Origin of the sequence: Bacillus cereus group sp. Bce019 (genome assembly GCF_051781745.1) — a bacterium.
In the GTDB taxonomy this organism is placed as follows: Bacteria; Bacillota; Bacilli; order Bacillales; family Bacillaceae_G; genus Bacillus_A; species Bacillus_A cereus.
On the sequence record NZ_JBPWJX010000034.1, the window covers coordinates 1 to 15,308 of the forward strand.

Consider the following 15,308-nt stretch of genomic DNA (forward strand, 5'->3'; position numbering starts at 1 on the left):
CCAATCATGGATAACAACCAGCCACCGAATATAATGCCAATCATGGATAACAACCAGCCACCGAATATAATGCCAATTATGGATAACAACCAGCCGCCGAATATAATGCCGATTATGGATAACAATCAAATGCCGAATATGATGCCGATTATGGATAACAATCAAATGCCGAATATGATGCCGATTATGGATAACAATCAAATGCCGAATATAATGCCAATTATGGATAACAATCAAATGCCGAATATGATGCCAATCATGGATAACAATCAAATGCCGAATATGATGCCGATTATGGATAACAATCAACCACCCAATATGATGCCCTATCAAATGCCGTATCAACAGCCCATGATGCCGCCGAATCCGTATTATCAACAACCAAATCCATATCAAATGCCATATCAGCAAGGAGCGCCGTTTGGACCGCAATATACGTCTATGCCAAACCCGAATATGATGCCAATGGATAATAATATGCCGCCGCTTGTGCAGGGTGAGGAAGATTGTGGATGCGGAGGAGAAAGTAGACTATATAGTCCACAACCAGGCGGTCCGCAATATGCGAATCCTTTATATTATCAACCAACTCAGTCTGCATATGCACCACAGCCAGGAACGATGTATTATCAACCAGATCCACCGAATGTATTTGGAGAGCCCGTTTCAGAAGAAGAGGACGAAGAAGAAGTTTAAAAAGGCGGGAGTATTCCCGCCTTTTTTGCATTCCTGTTAATTAAGAAAATGAAGTTTTTTTATGAAGTGCTAGAAAATTCCCAGTGAAATATTAACAGTGTAAAAACCTTCTCGGTTACTCATCATAAGAGGGAGCTTTTCAGTAGAGAAGCTCATTCTAACAGAGGGGGTTTTTGTATTGAATACGAAAGTAAAAGTGATTGCTGCTTCTTTGTTAGTTACCAGTGCATTAGCTGCATGTGGTACACCGAAAGATAATAATGCAATGGATGGACGTAACTACAATTACGAGCGTACATCTTATAATGATACACACCAGTATCGTGATAATGTGACACGTAATGATCGTTATACAGATTATGTAACATATAGAAATGGTCGTAACGATATAGGATACAATTATTATCGAGATGTAAATTACAATGGACAAATTGCTAATCCGCATCCAACTCGTAATATTACAATGAACAATTCATACATTAACAATGATGGTAAAACAGCTGAAAGAATAACAAATCGTGTGAAACGTATGAATAACGTAGACCGTGTGTCTACAGTTGTATATGGAAACGATGTAGCGATTGCGGTAAAACCACGTAACACAGTGACAAATGAAACGGCGATGGCTAACGAAATTCGTCAAGCTGTTGCAAATGAAGTTGGAAACAGAAACGTATATGTTTCTGTAAGAAATGATATGTTTACTCGTGTCGATGCAATGAGTACGCGTCTACGTAACGGTACAGTTACAAACGATTTTAATCGTGACATAGTGAATATGTTCCGAGACATTCGTTACGGTTTAACTGGTACAGTGCGATAACAAAACAAAAGAGGAAGGGATAGCCCTTCCTCTTTATTCATCGTTGTCTTGTAAGCGACGTTTTTTAATAAAATAACTAACGGAATAAGAAACTAAAAAGCATATGAAAAGAATACTACCTGTTGAAATAGCTTCAAATAGAGGTCTTTCTGGACTGAAAATAATATAAATAATAGCCGTAACGATTCCTACAATAAGGGAGTGGAAGACAAGTTTGTAATAAGGAGTTAACTGTATTTCCTTTTCGCCTTCTTCTACATCGATTGAAACACTTAACTGTAAATAAGCAAGTAAAATACTTGTAAACATAAATAATAGCCACAATGGAGATTTCGTAATTTGATCAATGCCTTCAGTGAATCCGATATAGCCTAAAATTCCAACTACGCCAATGTATTGAAAAAGAAAGACAATACGTATGTTTTTTAACATTTGAAGAATGAGGCGTTCATCCTTTATTTTTTTCATAATATTCATCCCCTGCTTATTATGATTTCGCTGTCACATTAATTGTAATATATATATTGCAATTATCAATTTATAATTTACATAAAATAATTTGGATGAAAGAGGAAATAAAATATTTTTATAAACATGTTGCACTTATACTTTATTAATGTTATATTAGCAAAGCGATGAGCTAATTTACGTAAGACGAGAGATATGCTTAAGTGCTAAACACGCGAATGTGGTCGCCTGGTCTCTCGCCGTAAACGCATCAAGACGCCTGCTTTGCAGGCGTCTTTCATTTTATATAAAAGTAAATGATACATGCAGATGAGGTAAACCCTTATCTGCATTTTTTATTTTTCGAAAGAAATGTAATATGGATAAAACCCCCATTTCCGGAAAAACTACTAATGAAAGTATGATCTTGCCTAAAAGAGGTGAACGGAAATGAAATGGATACTGATTGCGATGCAAGCTTTCGTTATGATGTTTTGTTTCGTTTATGGAACGAATGTGAAGGCGGAAGGGCCAGTACCAGAAGTAACGAAAAAAGAACCTGAGGTTACAATTTTATTAGAGCGTATGTATGTTGATGGCGAAGTAAGCGAAGAAATACTTACAGAAAAAGTGACGGATTTAGAAAAGTTTTTACAGCAGTATAAAGAATGGCAGCTCGTTGATCGTGATGATGTACAAATTGTATTGCAAAAGAAAGTTGATGATATTTCTCCGTTATTGAAAACGAGCGGGTATTTTGGTGTTTCAGAGGAAGGGATATTACAAATTTTCAAAGGTGTACCGAAAAGTGATAATGCGATCCATTCTTTCTTTCAAATTGATATGAAAAAGCTTGAGAGCTATGAACGTGCGAAATTGAAACGTGGCATTCGTATTAAATCAAAAGAAGGTTTTGTGAAGACGATTGAAAAAATGAAGCAATACGCAGTTCAAAGTAAGAAAAAAAGCAGCTCATGGTGAGCTGCTTTTTTTTCTTATTTGTTTTTAGCTAAAATTTCTTTTGCGATTTCATCAATTAGCATATCTTTTCCGATTGGATTGAATGCTTTCGTATTGAAGACTTCATTTGATACTTCATATACGTGATTATTTTTAACTGCTTTATTGTCTTTCCAAACGGCACTGTTTTTGTAGTCTTCGTAAACTTTATCAGCTTCGCCGCCGAAGTTTACAATAAACATTTGGTCAGGCTGGAATGCAACTAGACCTTCTAGTGATACTTGCGCCATCGTTTGTTTTAAATCCGTACCTTTTGTTGCTGGAAGTTTTAAGTCATTAAAGATGATGTCACCGTATCCGAAGCTACCGTATACACGGAAGTTTTGTGGTGTAACTGCAACGAACATAAAGTTCTCATCTTTTGTTTTCTCTTTAATTTTTTTAGATAAAGAGTCTGCTTTCTTATCGTAGTCTGCAATCCATTTGTCTGCTTTCTTCTCTTCGTCAAATAGCTTACCTACTTCTTTAAACTTACCACGCCAGTCTTCTAAGTTTGTTTCTAGAACAACTGTAGGTGCAACCTTTTCTAGTTGATCATAAATTTTTAATTGACGGTTGTTTAAAATAATTAAGTCTGGTTTTAAAGCAGTAACAGCTTCTAAATCAACTTTAGGTGCCCAGTACCAACCTACTGCTTTTACTCCATCTAACTTGTCTGTTAAGTGATTTTGGATTTTATCTTTATATGTATTTGCTGTACCAACAGGTTTGTGTCCAAGAAGTAATAGTTCTTCTGTTGATCCAGATAAGTCAACAATTCTCTTTGGATTTACTGGAATTGTAGCTTCACCTTTAGCATGTTTTACAACTTTTGTTTTCGGTTGTTCTTTTGCTTTCGATTCTTCTTTTTGAGAAGAGCAGCCAACGATAGAAAGAACAACAAGCATAATAGTAAATAAAATAAATAGCTTACGTTTCATCCTGATGTAACCCCTTTAATTAGTATTGATAATCATTATCGACCTCTGTATATTAAGGTGCTTTAACCTTTCTGTCAATGGAAAATAACAGAAGTTTCAAGTGGAGAACATTTGTTGGGGCAGTCTCGCTTTTCTATCATTAAATATGTTAAAATGGAATACATGATTTAAGAGGGAGAGATCGTATTTTGTTTGAATATGTTACAGGTTACGTGGAGTATGTAGGGCCGGAATATGTCGTAATTGATCATAATGGAATTGGTTATCAAATTTTCACACCGAATCCGTATGTATTTCAAAGAAGTAAGCAAGAAATCCGTGTCTATACATATCATTATGTGAGAGAAGATATTATGGCACTTTACGGGTTTAAAACACGTGAAGAGCGTTTATTATTTACAAAGTTGTTAGGCGTGTCTGGCATTGGGCCAAAAGGAGCTCTTGCCATTTTAGCTTCTGGTCAAACAGGACAGGTTGTTCAAGCGATTGAGCATGAAGATGAGAAGTTTTTAGTGAAATTCCCAGGCGTCGGAAAGAAAACAGCACGCCAAATGATTTTAGATTTAAAAGGAAAACTAGCAGATGTCGTACCAGATGCATTCGTTGATTTATTCTCAGACACAGAACGTTTTGATGAGAAGAAAGGTTCATCAGCTGAGCTTGATGAGGCACTGGAAGCTCTGCGCGCACTTGGATACGCAGAACGCGAAGTTTCTCGTGTTGTACCAGAGTTATTAAAAGAATCATTAACGACGGATCAGTATATTAAAAAGGCACTTAGTCTTTTACTAAATGGTAAGAGGTGAGTATAATGGACGAACGTCTCCTTTCAGGGGAATCTGCATATGAAGATGCGGATTTAGAATATTCATTACGGCCACAGACGCTCCGTCAGTATATTGGCCAAGATAAAGCAAAACATAATTTAGAAGTATTTATTGAAGCGGCGAAAATGCGTGAAGAAACGTTAGATCACGTGCTTTTATATGGACCACCAGGTCTTGGTAAAACGACGCTTGCGAATATTATTGCCAATGAGATGGGCGTTAATGTTAGAACAACTTCAGGTCCCGCAATTGAAAGACCAGGAGATTTAGCTGCTGTATTAACAGCGCTTCAGCCAGGGGATGTATTATTTATTGATGAAATTCATCGTTTGCATAGATCAATTGAAGAAGTATTGTATCCTGCGATGGAAGACTTTTGCCTTGATATTGTAATTGGAAAAGGGCCTTCAGCACGTTCTGTACGCCTAGATTTACCGCCATTTACATTAGTTGGAGCAACAACACGTGCTGGAGCATTATCGGCACCGCTTCGTGACCGCTTCGGTGTACTTTCAAGGTTAGAGTACTACACAGTAGATCAGCTTTCTGCGATTGTTGAACGTACAGCAGAAGTATTTGAAGTCGAAATCGATTCGTTAGCTGCATTAGAAATTGCAAGACGTGCTCGTGGTACACCTCGTATTGCGAATCGTCTTTTAAGACGTGTACGTGATTTCGCGCAAGTCCGTGGTAACGGAACGGTTACGATGGAAATTACACAAATGGCATTAGAGCTACTGCAAGTAGATAAATTAGGTCTAGATCATATTGATCATAAATTACTGCTTGGTATTATTGAGAAATTCCGTGGCGGTCCAGTTGGATTAGAAACGGTTTCAGCAACAATTGGAGAAGAATCTCATACGATTGAAGATGTGTATGAGCCGTATTTATTACAAATTGGCTTTTTACAACGAACGCCAAGGGGCCGAATTGTAACGCCGCTTGCGTATGAACATTTCGGAATGGAGATACCAAAAGTATGACGGAGATGCCAAAGCTGCTTATTACAGCCGGGATCTTACTCATCGTTGTTGGATTAGCTTGGAAGTTCATTGGAAGGCTTCCAGGCGATATTTTTGTGAAAAAAGGAAACGTTACCTTTTATTTTCCTATCATTACATGTATTGTGTTAAGTATTGTATTATCTTTTATTATGTATATAATAAATCGATTTAAATAAGAAATAGGTGGATATAGCTATGGATATAAATCTGTTTGATTTTCATTTACCAGAAGAACTTATTGCACAAGTCCCGTTAGAAGATCGTGAAACATCAAGATTAATGGTGTTAGACCGTGAAACAGGTGATATTGAGCATAAACATTTTACGGATATTCTTTCTTACTTACATGAGGGGGATTGCTTAGTTTTAAATGAAACGAAAGTTATGCCTGCTCGTTTGCACGGTGTGAAAGAAGATACAGGCGCGCACATTGAAGTACTTCTTTTAAAACAAGAAGAAGGTGATAAGTGGGAAACGCTTGTAAAGCCAGCGAAACGTGTAAAAGAAGGAACTGTTATCTCTTTTGGCGAAGGGAAATTAAAAGCAACTTGCACAGGAACTGCAGATCAAGGTGGACGCCAGCTTGAATTTTCATATGATGGCATCTTCTATGAAATTTTAGATGAACTTGGGGAAATGCCGCTTCCTCCATATATTAAAGAGACGCTGGAAGATCGCGATCGCTATCAAACAGTATATGCGAAAGAAATCGGTTCAGCAGCAGCGCCGACTGCGGGACTTCACTTTACAGAAGAGTTACTTGAGAAGTTAAAGCAAAAAGGCGTTGAGTTAGCATTCATTACACTTCACGTAGGACTTGGAACATTTAGACCAGTTTCTGCAGACACGATTGAAGAACACCATATGCACGCAGAATATTATCATATGTCTGAAGAGACAGCGGCATTATTAAATCGTGTGAAAGAGAATGGTGGACGTATTATTACTGTAGGTACGACATCAACTCGTACGTTAGAAACAATTGCAACAGATCATGACGGTAAGCTCTGCGCCGCTTCTGGATGGACAGATATTTTCATGTATCCGGGATATGAATTTAAAGCAATTGATGGTTTAATTACAAACTTCCATTTACCGAAATCAACATTAATTATGCTTGTAAGTGCATTTGCAAATAGAGATAATGTACTTCATGCTTATAATGAAGCAGTAAAAGAAAAATATCGTTTCTTTAGTTTTGGTGATGCAATGTTCGTTGCATCTCACGCTAAAATGAGAAACAAATAAAAGGAGTAAGTTATGACAGCAATTCGTTATGAATTTATTAAGACATGTAAACAAACGGGTGCCCGTTTAGGTCGTGTGCATACGCCGCACGGTTCATTTGATACACCAACATTTATGCCAGTTGGTACACTTGCAACAGTTAAGACAATGTCACCAGAAGAATTAAAAGCAATGGATTCTGGCATTATTTTAAGTAATACGTATCATTTATGGCTACGTCCAGGTCATGAAATTATTCGTGAAGCAGGCGGCTTGCATAAATTTATGAACTGGGATCGTGCAATCTTAACAGATTCTGGTGGTTTCCAAGTATTCAGTTTAAGTGACTTCCGTCGTATTGAAGAGGAAGGCGTTCACTTCCGTAATCACTTAAATGGAGATAAATTATTCTTATCACCAGAAAAAGCGATGGAAATCCAAAATGCATTAGGTTCAGATATTATGATGGCATTTGATGAGTGTCCACCATTCCCAGCTACTTTTGAATATATGAAGAAATCTGTAGAGCGTACGAGCCGCTGGGCAGAACGTTGCTTAAAAGCGCATGAACGTCCGCAAGATCAAGGTTTATTCGGTATTGTACAGGGCGGGGAGTACGAAGAGCTTCGTCGTCAAAGTGCGAAAGATCTTGTTTCAATGGACTTCCCTGGTTACGCTGTAGGTGGTTTATCTGTTGGTGAACCGAAAGATATTATGAACCGTGTTCTTGAGTTTACAACACCACTTCTTCCAGATAATAAGCCTCGTTACTTAATGGGTGTAGGTTCTCCTGACTCGTTAATCGATGGCGCAATTCGTGGTATTGATATGTTTGACTGTGTACTTCCAACTCGTATCGCTCGAAATGGTACATGTATGACAAGTGAAGGTCGCCTTGTTGTAAAAAATGCGAAATTCGCAAGAGACTTCGGTCCGCTTGATCCAAACTGTGATTGCTACACATGTAAAAACTACTCACGTGCGTACATTCGTCACTTAATGAAATGTGATGAAACGTTCGGAATTCGTTTAACGTCTTATCACAACCTTCATTTTCTGTTAAACTTAATGGAGCAGGTGAGACAAGCTATTCGTGAAGACCGTCTTGGCGATTTCCGCGAAGAGTTCTTTGAACAGTATGGCTTTAATAAACCGAATGCTAAAAACTTCTAATACATAATTTAAAAGGAGGAACAAAAGATGAATGCAGGTATGATGAATATCGTTATGATCGTTGCGATGTTTGCGATTTTCTATTTCTTATTAATTCGCCCGCAACAAAAACGTCAAAAAGCAGTTGCTCAAATGCAAAGTGAGTTAGCAAAAGGTGATGCTATCGTAACAATCGGTGGTTTACACGGTACAATCGAATCAGTAGATGAGACAAAAATCGTTATTAAATCTGGTGGTTCACACTTAACTTTCGATCGCAATGCGATTCGTGAAGTTGTGAAAAACTAATGTGGAAGGCCCTGCATGAAATGTGCAGGGCCTTTTTTAGTTACTTTGCTTTGACATATTTACACCGAAAATACCACCGAGTGTACTCGCCCCCATTAATGCTAATTGATATAGTAATTGTGAGTTCGATAAGGTTTGAGAAAAGCCTAAATAGTTAACTAGAAAGACGAGTATAGTGAACGTGAGCCCTGTTGTGAAACCTACTAGCCAACCTTTTCCTTGAGCCTTTTTGCCGGCAGTAAATCCAGACATAAGCATAGATAAAAGAGCGAGTATAAAAATAGTAACGGTTAATGTCCCTTCATTTATATTCGTAAACTTTAATAAAAGAGCCATAATCATACTAGTAATAGATGCGAGAATTAGTAGCGTAACAATACCGAAGCCAATTGCAGTTGATAATTTTTTCGTTCCATCCATTTATGCATTCCCCCTTTTTAATACAAGCATATTTTCCTTTTGCCCAAGTTAGACTAGTTTCTTTTTTATAGGGGAGTCTATACGTAAAAAAGGAGATGTAGAAATGGAATGGATATCGGTAATTGGACGGACAATGCTTTTGTATATCATCATCTTAATTATTTTTCGTCTTATGGGTAAACGTGAGATAGGAGAGCTAAGTGTATTAGATTTAGTCGTATTTATTATGCTTGGAGAAATGGCTGTAGTAGCAATTGAAAATACCGATAAATCACTTTGGCATCAATTAGTTCCGATGACTTTTCTTATGTGCATACAAATCATTTTGTCAGTCATTTCATTAAAGTTTCAACGATTTCGGCATTTAATAGAAGGTGAACCAGCAATTATTATTAATGCGGGAAAGATTGATGAAAAAAAGATGAGAAACCAGCGATATAATATTGATGATTTAATGATGCAATTAAGGGAACAAGGAGTTGGGGATATTCGGGATGTAGAATATGCTATTTTGGAACCGTCTGGGAAGTTATCTGTCTTTCAAAAACAAAAAAATAAACAAGATACATTGCAGTTTACGCTTCCTCTTATTATTGATGGAGAAATTCAATCTAGTCATTTACAAATGATTGAGCATACAGGTGAATGGCTTATTGAGAAATTAAAAAACTTAGGTTATAACGATATAACACAAATTTTATACTGTAGTTTTCAAAACGGACAATTTTTTGTTGATTTAAAAGAAAATTAGAGACTTATTCTTTGAAAGAGTAAGAATGATTAGTGTAACTAATAATCAGTGGAGATTACCCCACTGATTAAAGTTTCACCTTATTTCAAAAATGAAAGTTTACGAATGATAGGGAGACGACTTAACTCTTCTTTTCGAATGAGTTTGAAAGTGAAGAGAAGTACGATATAAACAATTGTTGTTAAAGTGATTTCCCATAATGTTTGTATGCCAAGGGAATGAGAGAAAATAATATATTTATGAAGATAAAAACCGAAGGCGCCTGCGATACCGATGGCAAGTCCGCCGAAAATATAGTCTTTTGCGTAAATGGTAAATGTAATCTTTTTTAAAACAGTAGCGTAGTGAAGAAATGTTACTGTTACAATATTTGCAGCAATAGCAAGTGCAACCCCCATCATTTGAAACTCTGACCTTGATGCTAGTACAAAAATAACGATTAATTTCACGATGGCACCAATAAATGTATTCATCATTGCGGCTCTTGCTAAGTTTAAAGCTTGCAAAACAGAGGTAAGTGGACTTTGGAAATAATGAAATAAAAAGCAAGGCGCAAGAAGTTGAATGAATGCTGTTGCGCTGTCTGATCCATACATAAGAGTTAAAACAGGAGAAGCGAATACGTATAATATAACGACAGACCATCCGCCGGTAATTAATGAAATTCGAAGTGCTTGTTGTAAACGGTGCTCTACTAATTTATGTTGTCTTTTTGCCATTGCTTCACTAATAGAAGGAACGAGCGCTGTAGAGAGAGCGTATGTAATAAAGGCGGGTAGTGATAGGAGCGGGAATGCATAACCGTTTAATATACCGTATTGCTGGGTTGCAACAGAAGCAGCGACACCAGCGATTGCTAAGCTTTGCATAACGACAATAGGTTCAAAAAAATATGAAACGGAGCCGATTAAACGACTTCCTGTAGTTGGAAGGGCAATATCCATCAGAGAATAAAATGTCCCTTTGCTTTCCTTTACAGTAGTGAAAAATCCAGAGCGTATTGATAAATGTTTTTCTCGCTGAAATAACGTGAGTAAAAATAATAAGGATGCAACTTCACCGAGAACAGCTGATAACATAGCGCCGGCTGCAGCGTATTCTATGCCGTAAGGTAAAAATAATTGAATGCATATAGCGATAATGGTAATGCGGACGACTTGTTCTAGAACTTGCGCATAAGCGCTAGGTTTCATGTTTTGTTTCCCTTGAAAGTAACCACGCAAAACAGAAGAAACAGCAATAACAGGAACAACGGGCAAAATGGCCATTAATGGATAGTAGGTTCTTTCGTCGGTTAATAATGTTTTTGCTAAAATAGGTGTGAGGAACATAATTCCGATTGTTAAAATGATACTAATAACGGATGTAACAGCTAGTGATACGGTTAATATTTTTTTAACTCTTTGTTTATCGTTCACAGCTTCCGCTTCTGCTACAAATTTTGCGATTGCGACAGGAAGACCAATTTGTGTCAATGTAATTGCTAAAATGAATGTAGGAACGGCCATCATATAAAGGCCAACGCCTTCTTCTCCTAAAATACGAGCCATTACAATACGATTAATAAATCCTAAAATTTTGGTAATAAAGCCGGCGATCATTAAAATAAATGCGCCTTTTAAAAAGCTTTGTCTCGTCATGGTCTTCTCCTACCTTCTCAAAATCAGTGGAATGATTTACAATAATTTATATGCACGTACGAGACAAGAATGACAAGCATTTAAGAGAGTGAAGTATGATAGTGCTCTTGAAAGTAGTTATTGCTGTCCATTAGAGCGGGATTAAAGGCGACTTTTCGTGCTGAAATAAGAAGGAGATGTTATGTATGTTAGATAGAGAGGCTTTGGTAGAATCGTACCGCGGACAGTTACAAGTCGTTTTAGAAAGTAAAGTAGAAGAGTTCCAAATGTTCGGTTACGACCGAGTGACAGATGATGACATTTGGAAGTTTCTTAAAGTGAAAAAGTGGAAGAAGATAGACAGCGATGTTAGATTGTATGAATTAGTTAATGACGTATTAACAGTAAGTGCTAATGAATATATGACTTATTTAACTGTTGAAGCATATCAAGCGCCGCTTTGGTCATTTGATGAATATGAAAATAAATAACCGACTGCAATTGGTTTGTTCTTCCTTTTGCAGTATAATGATATGTATTGATAATGAGGAAATAATTATGTCTAAGATTATATATAAAGGGGGTAGTGAAGAGAGAAAATAAATAATGAAAGTGTAGGTAATGTGAAAAACTTACCGACACAGCTGGTGATGAACTAGCAAAATTATAGAAAGGAAGTCTACTAACTAGGCGTATGCACACGTGTAAAAGTGAATCGTAAAAGATTTATTTGAAGTGTTAGTAGCAGAAAGAGGGTACATATGGCAAAACGTGGTACGAGAATTGCCGCCTTTTTCCTCATCGTTTTATTAATCGGTGGAGTAATTGGTGCGGCAGGAAAAGACATAGCAAAAGGAATTAGTCTAGGACTAGACCTTCGCGGTGGTTTTGAAATTCTGTATGAAGTAAAACCAGCCAAAAAAGGTGATAAAATCGATCGAGATGTACTTGTAAGTACAGTAGGTGCTCTTGAAAATCGTGTCAATGTTCTCGGTGTAAGTGAGCCGAACATTCAAATCGAAGGGCAAGATCGAATTCGTGTACAGCTTGCTGGTGTACAAGATCAGCAAAAAGCACGTGAAATGTTATCAACACAAGCGAAATTAACATTCCGTGATGTAGATGACAATCTTCTTATGGATGGAACGGATTTAAAAGGCGGCGGAGCGAAGCAAACATTTGATGAGCAAGGCCGTGCGAGTGTAGGTCTTACACTAAAAAGCGCTGAAAAATTCCGTGAAGTAACTGAGAAAATTTCAAAAATGCCACCACCAACGAATTTAATGGTAATTTGGCTTGACTTTGAAGAAGGAAAAGATTCGTATAAAGCAGAATCTGCAAAACCGAATCCGAAATTCTTATCAGCAGCAACAGTAAACCAAGTATTTAACCAAGCTGAAGTATCTATCGTAGGTGGAAACTTCACAGTTGAAAGTGCGAAACAACTTTCATCTTTATTAAATGCAGGTGCACTTCCTGTTGATTTAAAAGAAATGTATTCAACATCAGTTGGAGCGAAATTTGGTCAACAAGCGTTAGAGCAAACGATTTTCGCTAGTGCGATTGGTATCGCTCTTATTTTCTTATTTATGCTTGTATTCTACCGTTTACCAGGACTTGTAGCGGTTATTATGTTAGGTTTATACATTTTCGTTACATTACTTGTCTTTAACTGGATGCATGCAGTTCTTACGTTGCCAGGTATTGCAGCGTTAGTGCTCGGAGTAGGTATCGCAGTTGATGCGAATATTATTACGTACGAGAGACTGAAAGAAGAGCTGAAAATTGGTAAGTCAATGATGTCGGCATTCCGTGCTGGTAACCATCGTTCATTAGCAACAATTCTAGATGCAAACGTTACGACTCTTGCAGCAGCTGGTGTGTTATTCGTTTATGGTAATAGCTCTGTAAAAGGATTCGCAACAAGTTTAATCGTAAGTATTTTAGTTGGTTTTATTACGAACGTATTCGGTACTCGTTTCTTACTAGGTCTACTTGTAAAGAGCCGTTACTTTGATAAAAAACCAGGATATTTTGGTGTGAAACAAAAGGATATTATTCCATTAACAAAAGGTGTAGTACATCCGCCAACGAGATTTGATCGTATTAATTTCGTAAATATCGGTCATAAATTCCTTATTTTCTCGATTGTAGTTGTAATTGCAGGAGCAGTTATCTTACCAATTTTCAAATTGAACCTTGGTATTGACTTTGCGAGTGGTACACGTATCGACTTGCAATCAAAACAAGCCGTTACTGTGTCTGATGTTCATAAAGATTTTAAAGAATTGAACATTGATGTGAAGGAAGAAAATATTGTACCGACTGGAGATGACAATAAAGGTTTCGCAGTTCGTACATTAGGTGTTTTATCAAAAGATGAAATTGCGAAAACAAAAACATTCTTCCACGATAAATATGGTACAGATCCAAACGTAAGTACAGTTTCACCGACAATCGGTAAAGAAATTGCACGAAATGCATTTATCGCAGTATTAATTGCTTCTGCGGTTATCATTTTATACGTAAGTATTCGTTTCCGCTTTACGTATGCGTTATCTGCAGTACTTGCATTATTACATGACGCATTCGTTATGATTGTTATGTTTAGTATTTTCCAACTAGAGGTAGACTTAACGTTTATTGCTGCAGTACTAACAATCATCGGTTATTCTATTAATGACTCGATTGTTACATTTGATAGAAACCGTGAATTATACAAACAGAAAAAACGAGTGCGCGATATAAAAGATCTAGAAGAAATCGTAAATGCAAGTATTCGCCAAACGCTTGGTCGTTCGATTAACACCGTATTAACAGTGTTATTCCCAGTAATTGCACTGCTTATCTTTGGTAGTGAGTCACTACGTAACTTCTCGTTTGCGTTACTTGTTGGATTAATTGTAGGTACGTACTCTTCTGTTTTCGTTGCCTCTCAAATTTGGTTAATGCTTGAAAACCGTCGTTTGAAAAGAGGTAAAAGCAAGAAGAAGGTTGAGAAAGTAGAATCTGAACCGCAAGTATAGAAAAGATGATGTCTCTTTATGAGGCATCTCTTTTTTCGTTTGTGGATACAATAAGATAGCAACTTTTTTACAGAAAGAAGATGGAAGAAAGTGGTGGTGTTATCGCTGTTTTTGTTAAAATAAAAAGATAGGTTAAGAAAAGAAGGGATTTTAATTATGGAAAAAGATGAACGTTTTAAACAGGCCGAGTTTGGTGCTATTGTCGGGATCGTTGGTAATATTATATTAGCGATTATAAAGGCGGTAATTGGTTATATTGGGAACAGTAAAGCACTGTTAGCGGATGCCGTGCATTCTGCATCAGATGTAATTGGTTCGCTAGCTGTACTTTTTGGATTGCGAGCGGCAAAGCAGCCACCTGATGAGGATCATCCGTATGGTCATGGTAAAGCGGAATCGATTTCAGCGATTATTGTAGCGGTATTATTATTTATCGTGGGACTTGAGATCGCGATTTCGTCTATAAAAGCTTTTTCGCAAGAACTAGAACCACCGAAAGGAATTACGATTTTTGCTGTTGTTCTTTCAATCGTCGTGAAAGAAGGAATGTTTCAATATAAATTCCGATTAGGGAAAAGGGTAAATAGTGATGCAATTATTGCAAATGCATATGAGCACCGTTCGGATGTATTTTCTTCAATTGCAGCTTTAATCGGTATTTGTGCAGCTATAATCGGTGGTAAGCTTGGTATAGACTGGCTTGTATACGCTGATCCAATTGCGGGATTAGTTGTTTCACTTCTTGTTGTAAAAATGGCATGGAGCATTGGAGCGGAAGCAATTCATGCAACGCTTGACCATGTTCTTCATGAGGAGGATGTTATTCCTTTTAGAGAAGCAGTTCTTCAAGTGGATGGTGTGAAAAAAATTGGTTCTTTATATGCACGGGAGCATGGTCATTATGTTATTGTCGATATTAAAGTGTCTGTAGATCCATACATTACTGTAGAAGAAGGACACCGTATTGGAAAACATGTGAAAGAAATACTTATGAAACAAGATAATGTACAAAATGTATTCGTACATATAAATCCGTATTCTCCAAATTAAACATCATTAACATT

General features: G+C 37.1%; 16 protein-coding genes and 1 pseudogene. 13 read left to right on the forward strand and 4 right to left on the reverse strand.

The window, feature by feature from the left end:
* Nucleotides 1-696, forward strand: a pseudogene (gene exsA / locus ACS2QP_RS26345) (spore coat assembly protein ExsA); the annotation flags it as partial.
* 178 nt (nt 697-874) lie between these two features.
* Nucleotides 875-1,519, forward strand: a complete 645-nt coding sequence (locus tag ACS2QP_RS26350; protein ID WP_326263126.1) for a YhcN/YlaJ family sporulation lipoprotein — start codon at nt 875-877, stop codon at nt 1,517-1,519.
* A 33-nt stretch (nt 1,520-1,552) separates the two neighbouring features.
* Here ACS2QP_RS26350 and ACS2QP_RS26355 read toward each other — a convergent pair whose 3' ends face one another.
* Complete coding sequence (locus tag ACS2QP_RS26355; RefSeq protein ID WP_000721223.1) at nt 1,553-1,987, reverse strand: hypothetical protein; 435 nt, start codon at nt 1,985-1,987, stop codon at nt 1,553-1,555.
* 429 nt (nt 1,988-2,416) lie between these two features.
* Here ACS2QP_RS26355 and ACS2QP_RS26360 point away from each other — a divergent pair, with 429 nt between their 5' ends.
* Entirely contained in the window at nt 2,417-2,947 is a 531-nt protein-coding gene (locus tag ACS2QP_RS26360) for a BofC C-terminal domain-containing protein (RefSeq protein ID WP_000871192.1), read from the forward strand.
* Between the two features lie 14 nt (nt 2,948-2,961).
* Here ACS2QP_RS26360 and ACS2QP_RS26365 read toward each other — a convergent pair whose 3' ends face one another.
* Nucleotides 2,962-3,906 (reverse strand): iron-hydroxamate ABC transporter substrate-binding protein, encoded by a 945-nt coding sequence (locus ACS2QP_RS26365; RefSeq protein WP_000823606.1) that lies wholly within the window; start codon nt 3,904-3,906, stop codon nt 2,962-2,964.
* A 188-nt stretch (nt 3,907-4,094) separates the two neighbouring features.
* On the opposite strand from ACS2QP_RS26365, the gene ruvA reads away from it, so the two are divergent.
* The 6 genes from ruvA to yajC are packed head-to-tail and all read left to right on the forward strand — an operon-like array spanning nt 4,095 to nt 8,428.
* Nucleotides 4,095-4,712: a Holliday junction DNA helicase RuvA gene (gene ruvA, locus ACS2QP_RS26370; protein ID WP_000464511.1), complete on the forward strand. Its 618-nt coding sequence runs from the start codon at nt 4,095-4,097 to the stop codon at nt 4,710-4,712.
* Nucleotides 4,713-4,717: 5 nt separating this feature from the next.
* Nucleotides 4,718-5,719, forward strand: a complete 1,002-nt coding sequence (gene ruvB / locus ACS2QP_RS26375; protein ID WP_000344449.1) for a Holliday junction branch migration DNA helicase RuvB — start codon at nt 4,718-4,720, stop codon at nt 5,717-5,719.
* Complete coding sequence (locus tag ACS2QP_RS26380; RefSeq protein WP_000138162.1) at nt 5,716-5,916, forward strand: DUF2905 domain-containing protein; 201 nt, start codon at nt 5,716-5,718, stop codon at nt 5,914-5,916. Before ruvB ends, ACS2QP_RS26380 begins: the two co-directional genes overlap by 4 nt.
* Nucleotides 5,917-5,935: 19 nt before the next feature.
* Complete coding sequence (queA, locus tag ACS2QP_RS26385; protein WP_153580708.1) at nt 5,936-6,988, forward strand: tRNA preQ1(34) S-adenosylmethionine ribosyltransferase-isomerase QueA; 1,053 nt, start codon at nt 5,936-5,938, stop codon at nt 6,986-6,988.
* A gap of 12 nt (nt 6,989-7,000) precedes the next feature.
* The gene (tgt, locus tag ACS2QP_RS26390; RefSeq protein WP_000125365.1) at nt 7,001-8,140 is read left to right on the forward strand and encodes a tRNA guanosine(34) transglycosylase Tgt; all 1,140 of its coding nucleotides are present in this window, start codon (nt 7,001-7,003) and stop codon (nt 8,138-8,140) included.
* A 27-nt stretch (nt 8,141-8,167) separates the two neighbouring features.
* Nucleotides 8,168-8,428, forward strand: a complete 261-nt coding sequence (yajC, locus tag ACS2QP_RS26395; RefSeq protein ID WP_000991115.1) for a preprotein translocase subunit YajC — start codon at nt 8,168-8,170, stop codon at nt 8,426-8,428.
* A gap of 36 nt (nt 8,429-8,464) precedes the next feature.
* On the opposite strand, the gene ACS2QP_RS26400 is transcribed toward yajC, so the two are convergent.
* Nucleotides 8,465-8,848 carry a TIGR04086 family membrane protein gene (locus ACS2QP_RS26400; RefSeq protein ID WP_000349148.1) on the reverse strand — a complete coding sequence of 128 codons (384 nt, stop codon included), beginning with the start codon at nt 8,846-8,848 and terminating at the stop codon, nt 8,465-8,467.
* A 103-nt stretch (nt 8,849-8,951) separates the two neighbouring features.
* On the opposite strand from ACS2QP_RS26400, the gene ACS2QP_RS26405 reads away from it, so the two are divergent.
* Nucleotides 8,952-9,599 (forward strand): DUF421 domain-containing protein, encoded by a 648-nt coding sequence (locus ACS2QP_RS26405; RefSeq protein WP_326263128.1) that lies wholly within the window; start codon nt 8,952-8,954, stop codon nt 9,597-9,599.
* Between the two features lie 80 nt (nt 9,600-9,679).
* On the opposite strand, the gene spoVB is transcribed toward ACS2QP_RS26405, so the two are convergent.
* Complete coding sequence (gene spoVB / locus ACS2QP_RS26410) at nt 9,680-11,239, reverse strand: stage V sporulation protein B (protein WP_326263129.1); 1,560 nt, start codon at nt 11,237-11,239, stop codon at nt 9,680-9,682.
* 185 nt (nt 11,240-11,424) lie between these two features.
* Here spoVB and ACS2QP_RS26415 point away from each other — a divergent pair, with 185 nt between their 5' ends.
* The 3 genes from ACS2QP_RS26415 to ACS2QP_RS26425 all read left to right on the forward strand — a co-directional run bounded on the left by ACS2QP_RS26415 (nt 11,425) and on the right by ACS2QP_RS26425 (nt 15,294).
* Nucleotides 11,425-11,709 (forward strand): post-transcriptional regulator, encoded by a 285-nt coding sequence (locus tag ACS2QP_RS26415; RefSeq protein ID WP_000886978.1) that lies wholly within the window; start codon nt 11,425-11,427, stop codon nt 11,707-11,709.
* A gap of 270 nt (nt 11,710-11,979) precedes the next feature.
* Nucleotides 11,980-14,244 (forward strand): protein translocase subunit SecDF, encoded by a 2,265-nt coding sequence (secDF, locus tag ACS2QP_RS26420; RefSeq protein ID WP_326263130.1) that lies wholly within the window; start codon nt 11,980-11,982, stop codon nt 14,242-14,244.
* 156 nt (nt 14,245-14,400) lie between these two features.
* Entirely contained in the window at nt 14,401-15,294 is an 894-nt protein-coding gene (locus ACS2QP_RS26425) for a cation diffusion facilitator family transporter (protein WP_326263131.1), read from the forward strand.
* The last annotated feature ends 14 nt before the right edge of the window (nt 15,295-15,308 follow it).

Bases quoted from the DNA above. Each gene is read 5' to 3' on its own strand.
- ACS2QP_RS26415 (WP_000886978.1), top strand. From the start codon at position 11,425: ATGTTAGATAGAGAGGCTTTGGTAGAATCGTACCGCGGACAGTTACAA.
- ruvB (WP_000344449.1), top strand. From the start codon at position 4,718: ATGGACGAACGTCTCCTTTCAGGGGAATCTGCATATGAAGATGCGGAT.
- ACS2QP_RS26380 (WP_000138162.1), top strand. From the start codon at position 5,716: ATGACGGAGATGCCAAAGCTGCTTATTACAGCCGGGATCTTACTCATC.
- tgt (WP_000125365.1), top strand. From the start codon at position 7,001: ATGACAGCAATTCGTTATGAATTTATTAAGACATGTAAACAAACGGGT.
- ACS2QP_RS26400 (WP_000349148.1), bottom strand. From the start codon at position 8,848: ATGGATGGAACGAAAAAATTATCAACTGCAATTGGCTTCGGTATTGTT.
- queA (WP_153580708.1), top strand. From the start codon at position 5,936: ATGGATATAAATCTGTTTGATTTTCATTTACCAGAAGAACTTATTGCA.
- secDF (WP_326263130.1), top strand. From the start codon at position 11,980: ATGGCAAAACGTGGTACGAGAATTGCCGCCTTTTTCCTCATCGTTTTA.
- ACS2QP_RS26365 (WP_000823606.1), bottom strand. From the start codon at position 3,906: ATGAAACGTAAGCTATTTATTTTATTTACTATTATGCTTGTTGTTCTT.
- ACS2QP_RS26425 (WP_326263131.1), top strand. From the start codon at position 14,401: ATGGAAAAAGATGAACGTTTTAAACAGGCCGAGTTTGGTGCTATTGTC.
- yajC (WP_000991115.1), top strand. From the start codon at position 8,168: ATGAATGCAGGTATGATGAATATCGTTATGATCGTTGCGATGTTTGCG.
- ACS2QP_RS26405 (WP_326263128.1), top strand. From the start codon at position 8,952: ATGGAATGGATATCGGTAATTGGACGGACAATGCTTTTGTATATCATC.
- spoVB (WP_326263129.1), bottom strand. From the start codon at position 11,239: ATGACGAGACAAAGCTTTTTAAAAGGCGCATTTATTTTAATGATCGCC.
- ACS2QP_RS26355 (WP_000721223.1), bottom strand. From the start codon at position 1,987: ATGAAAAAAATAAAGGATGAACGCCTCATTCTTCAAATGTTAAAAAAC.
- ACS2QP_RS26360 (WP_000871192.1), top strand. From the start codon at position 2,417: ATGAAATGGATACTGATTGCGATGCAAGCTTTCGTTATGATGTTTTGT.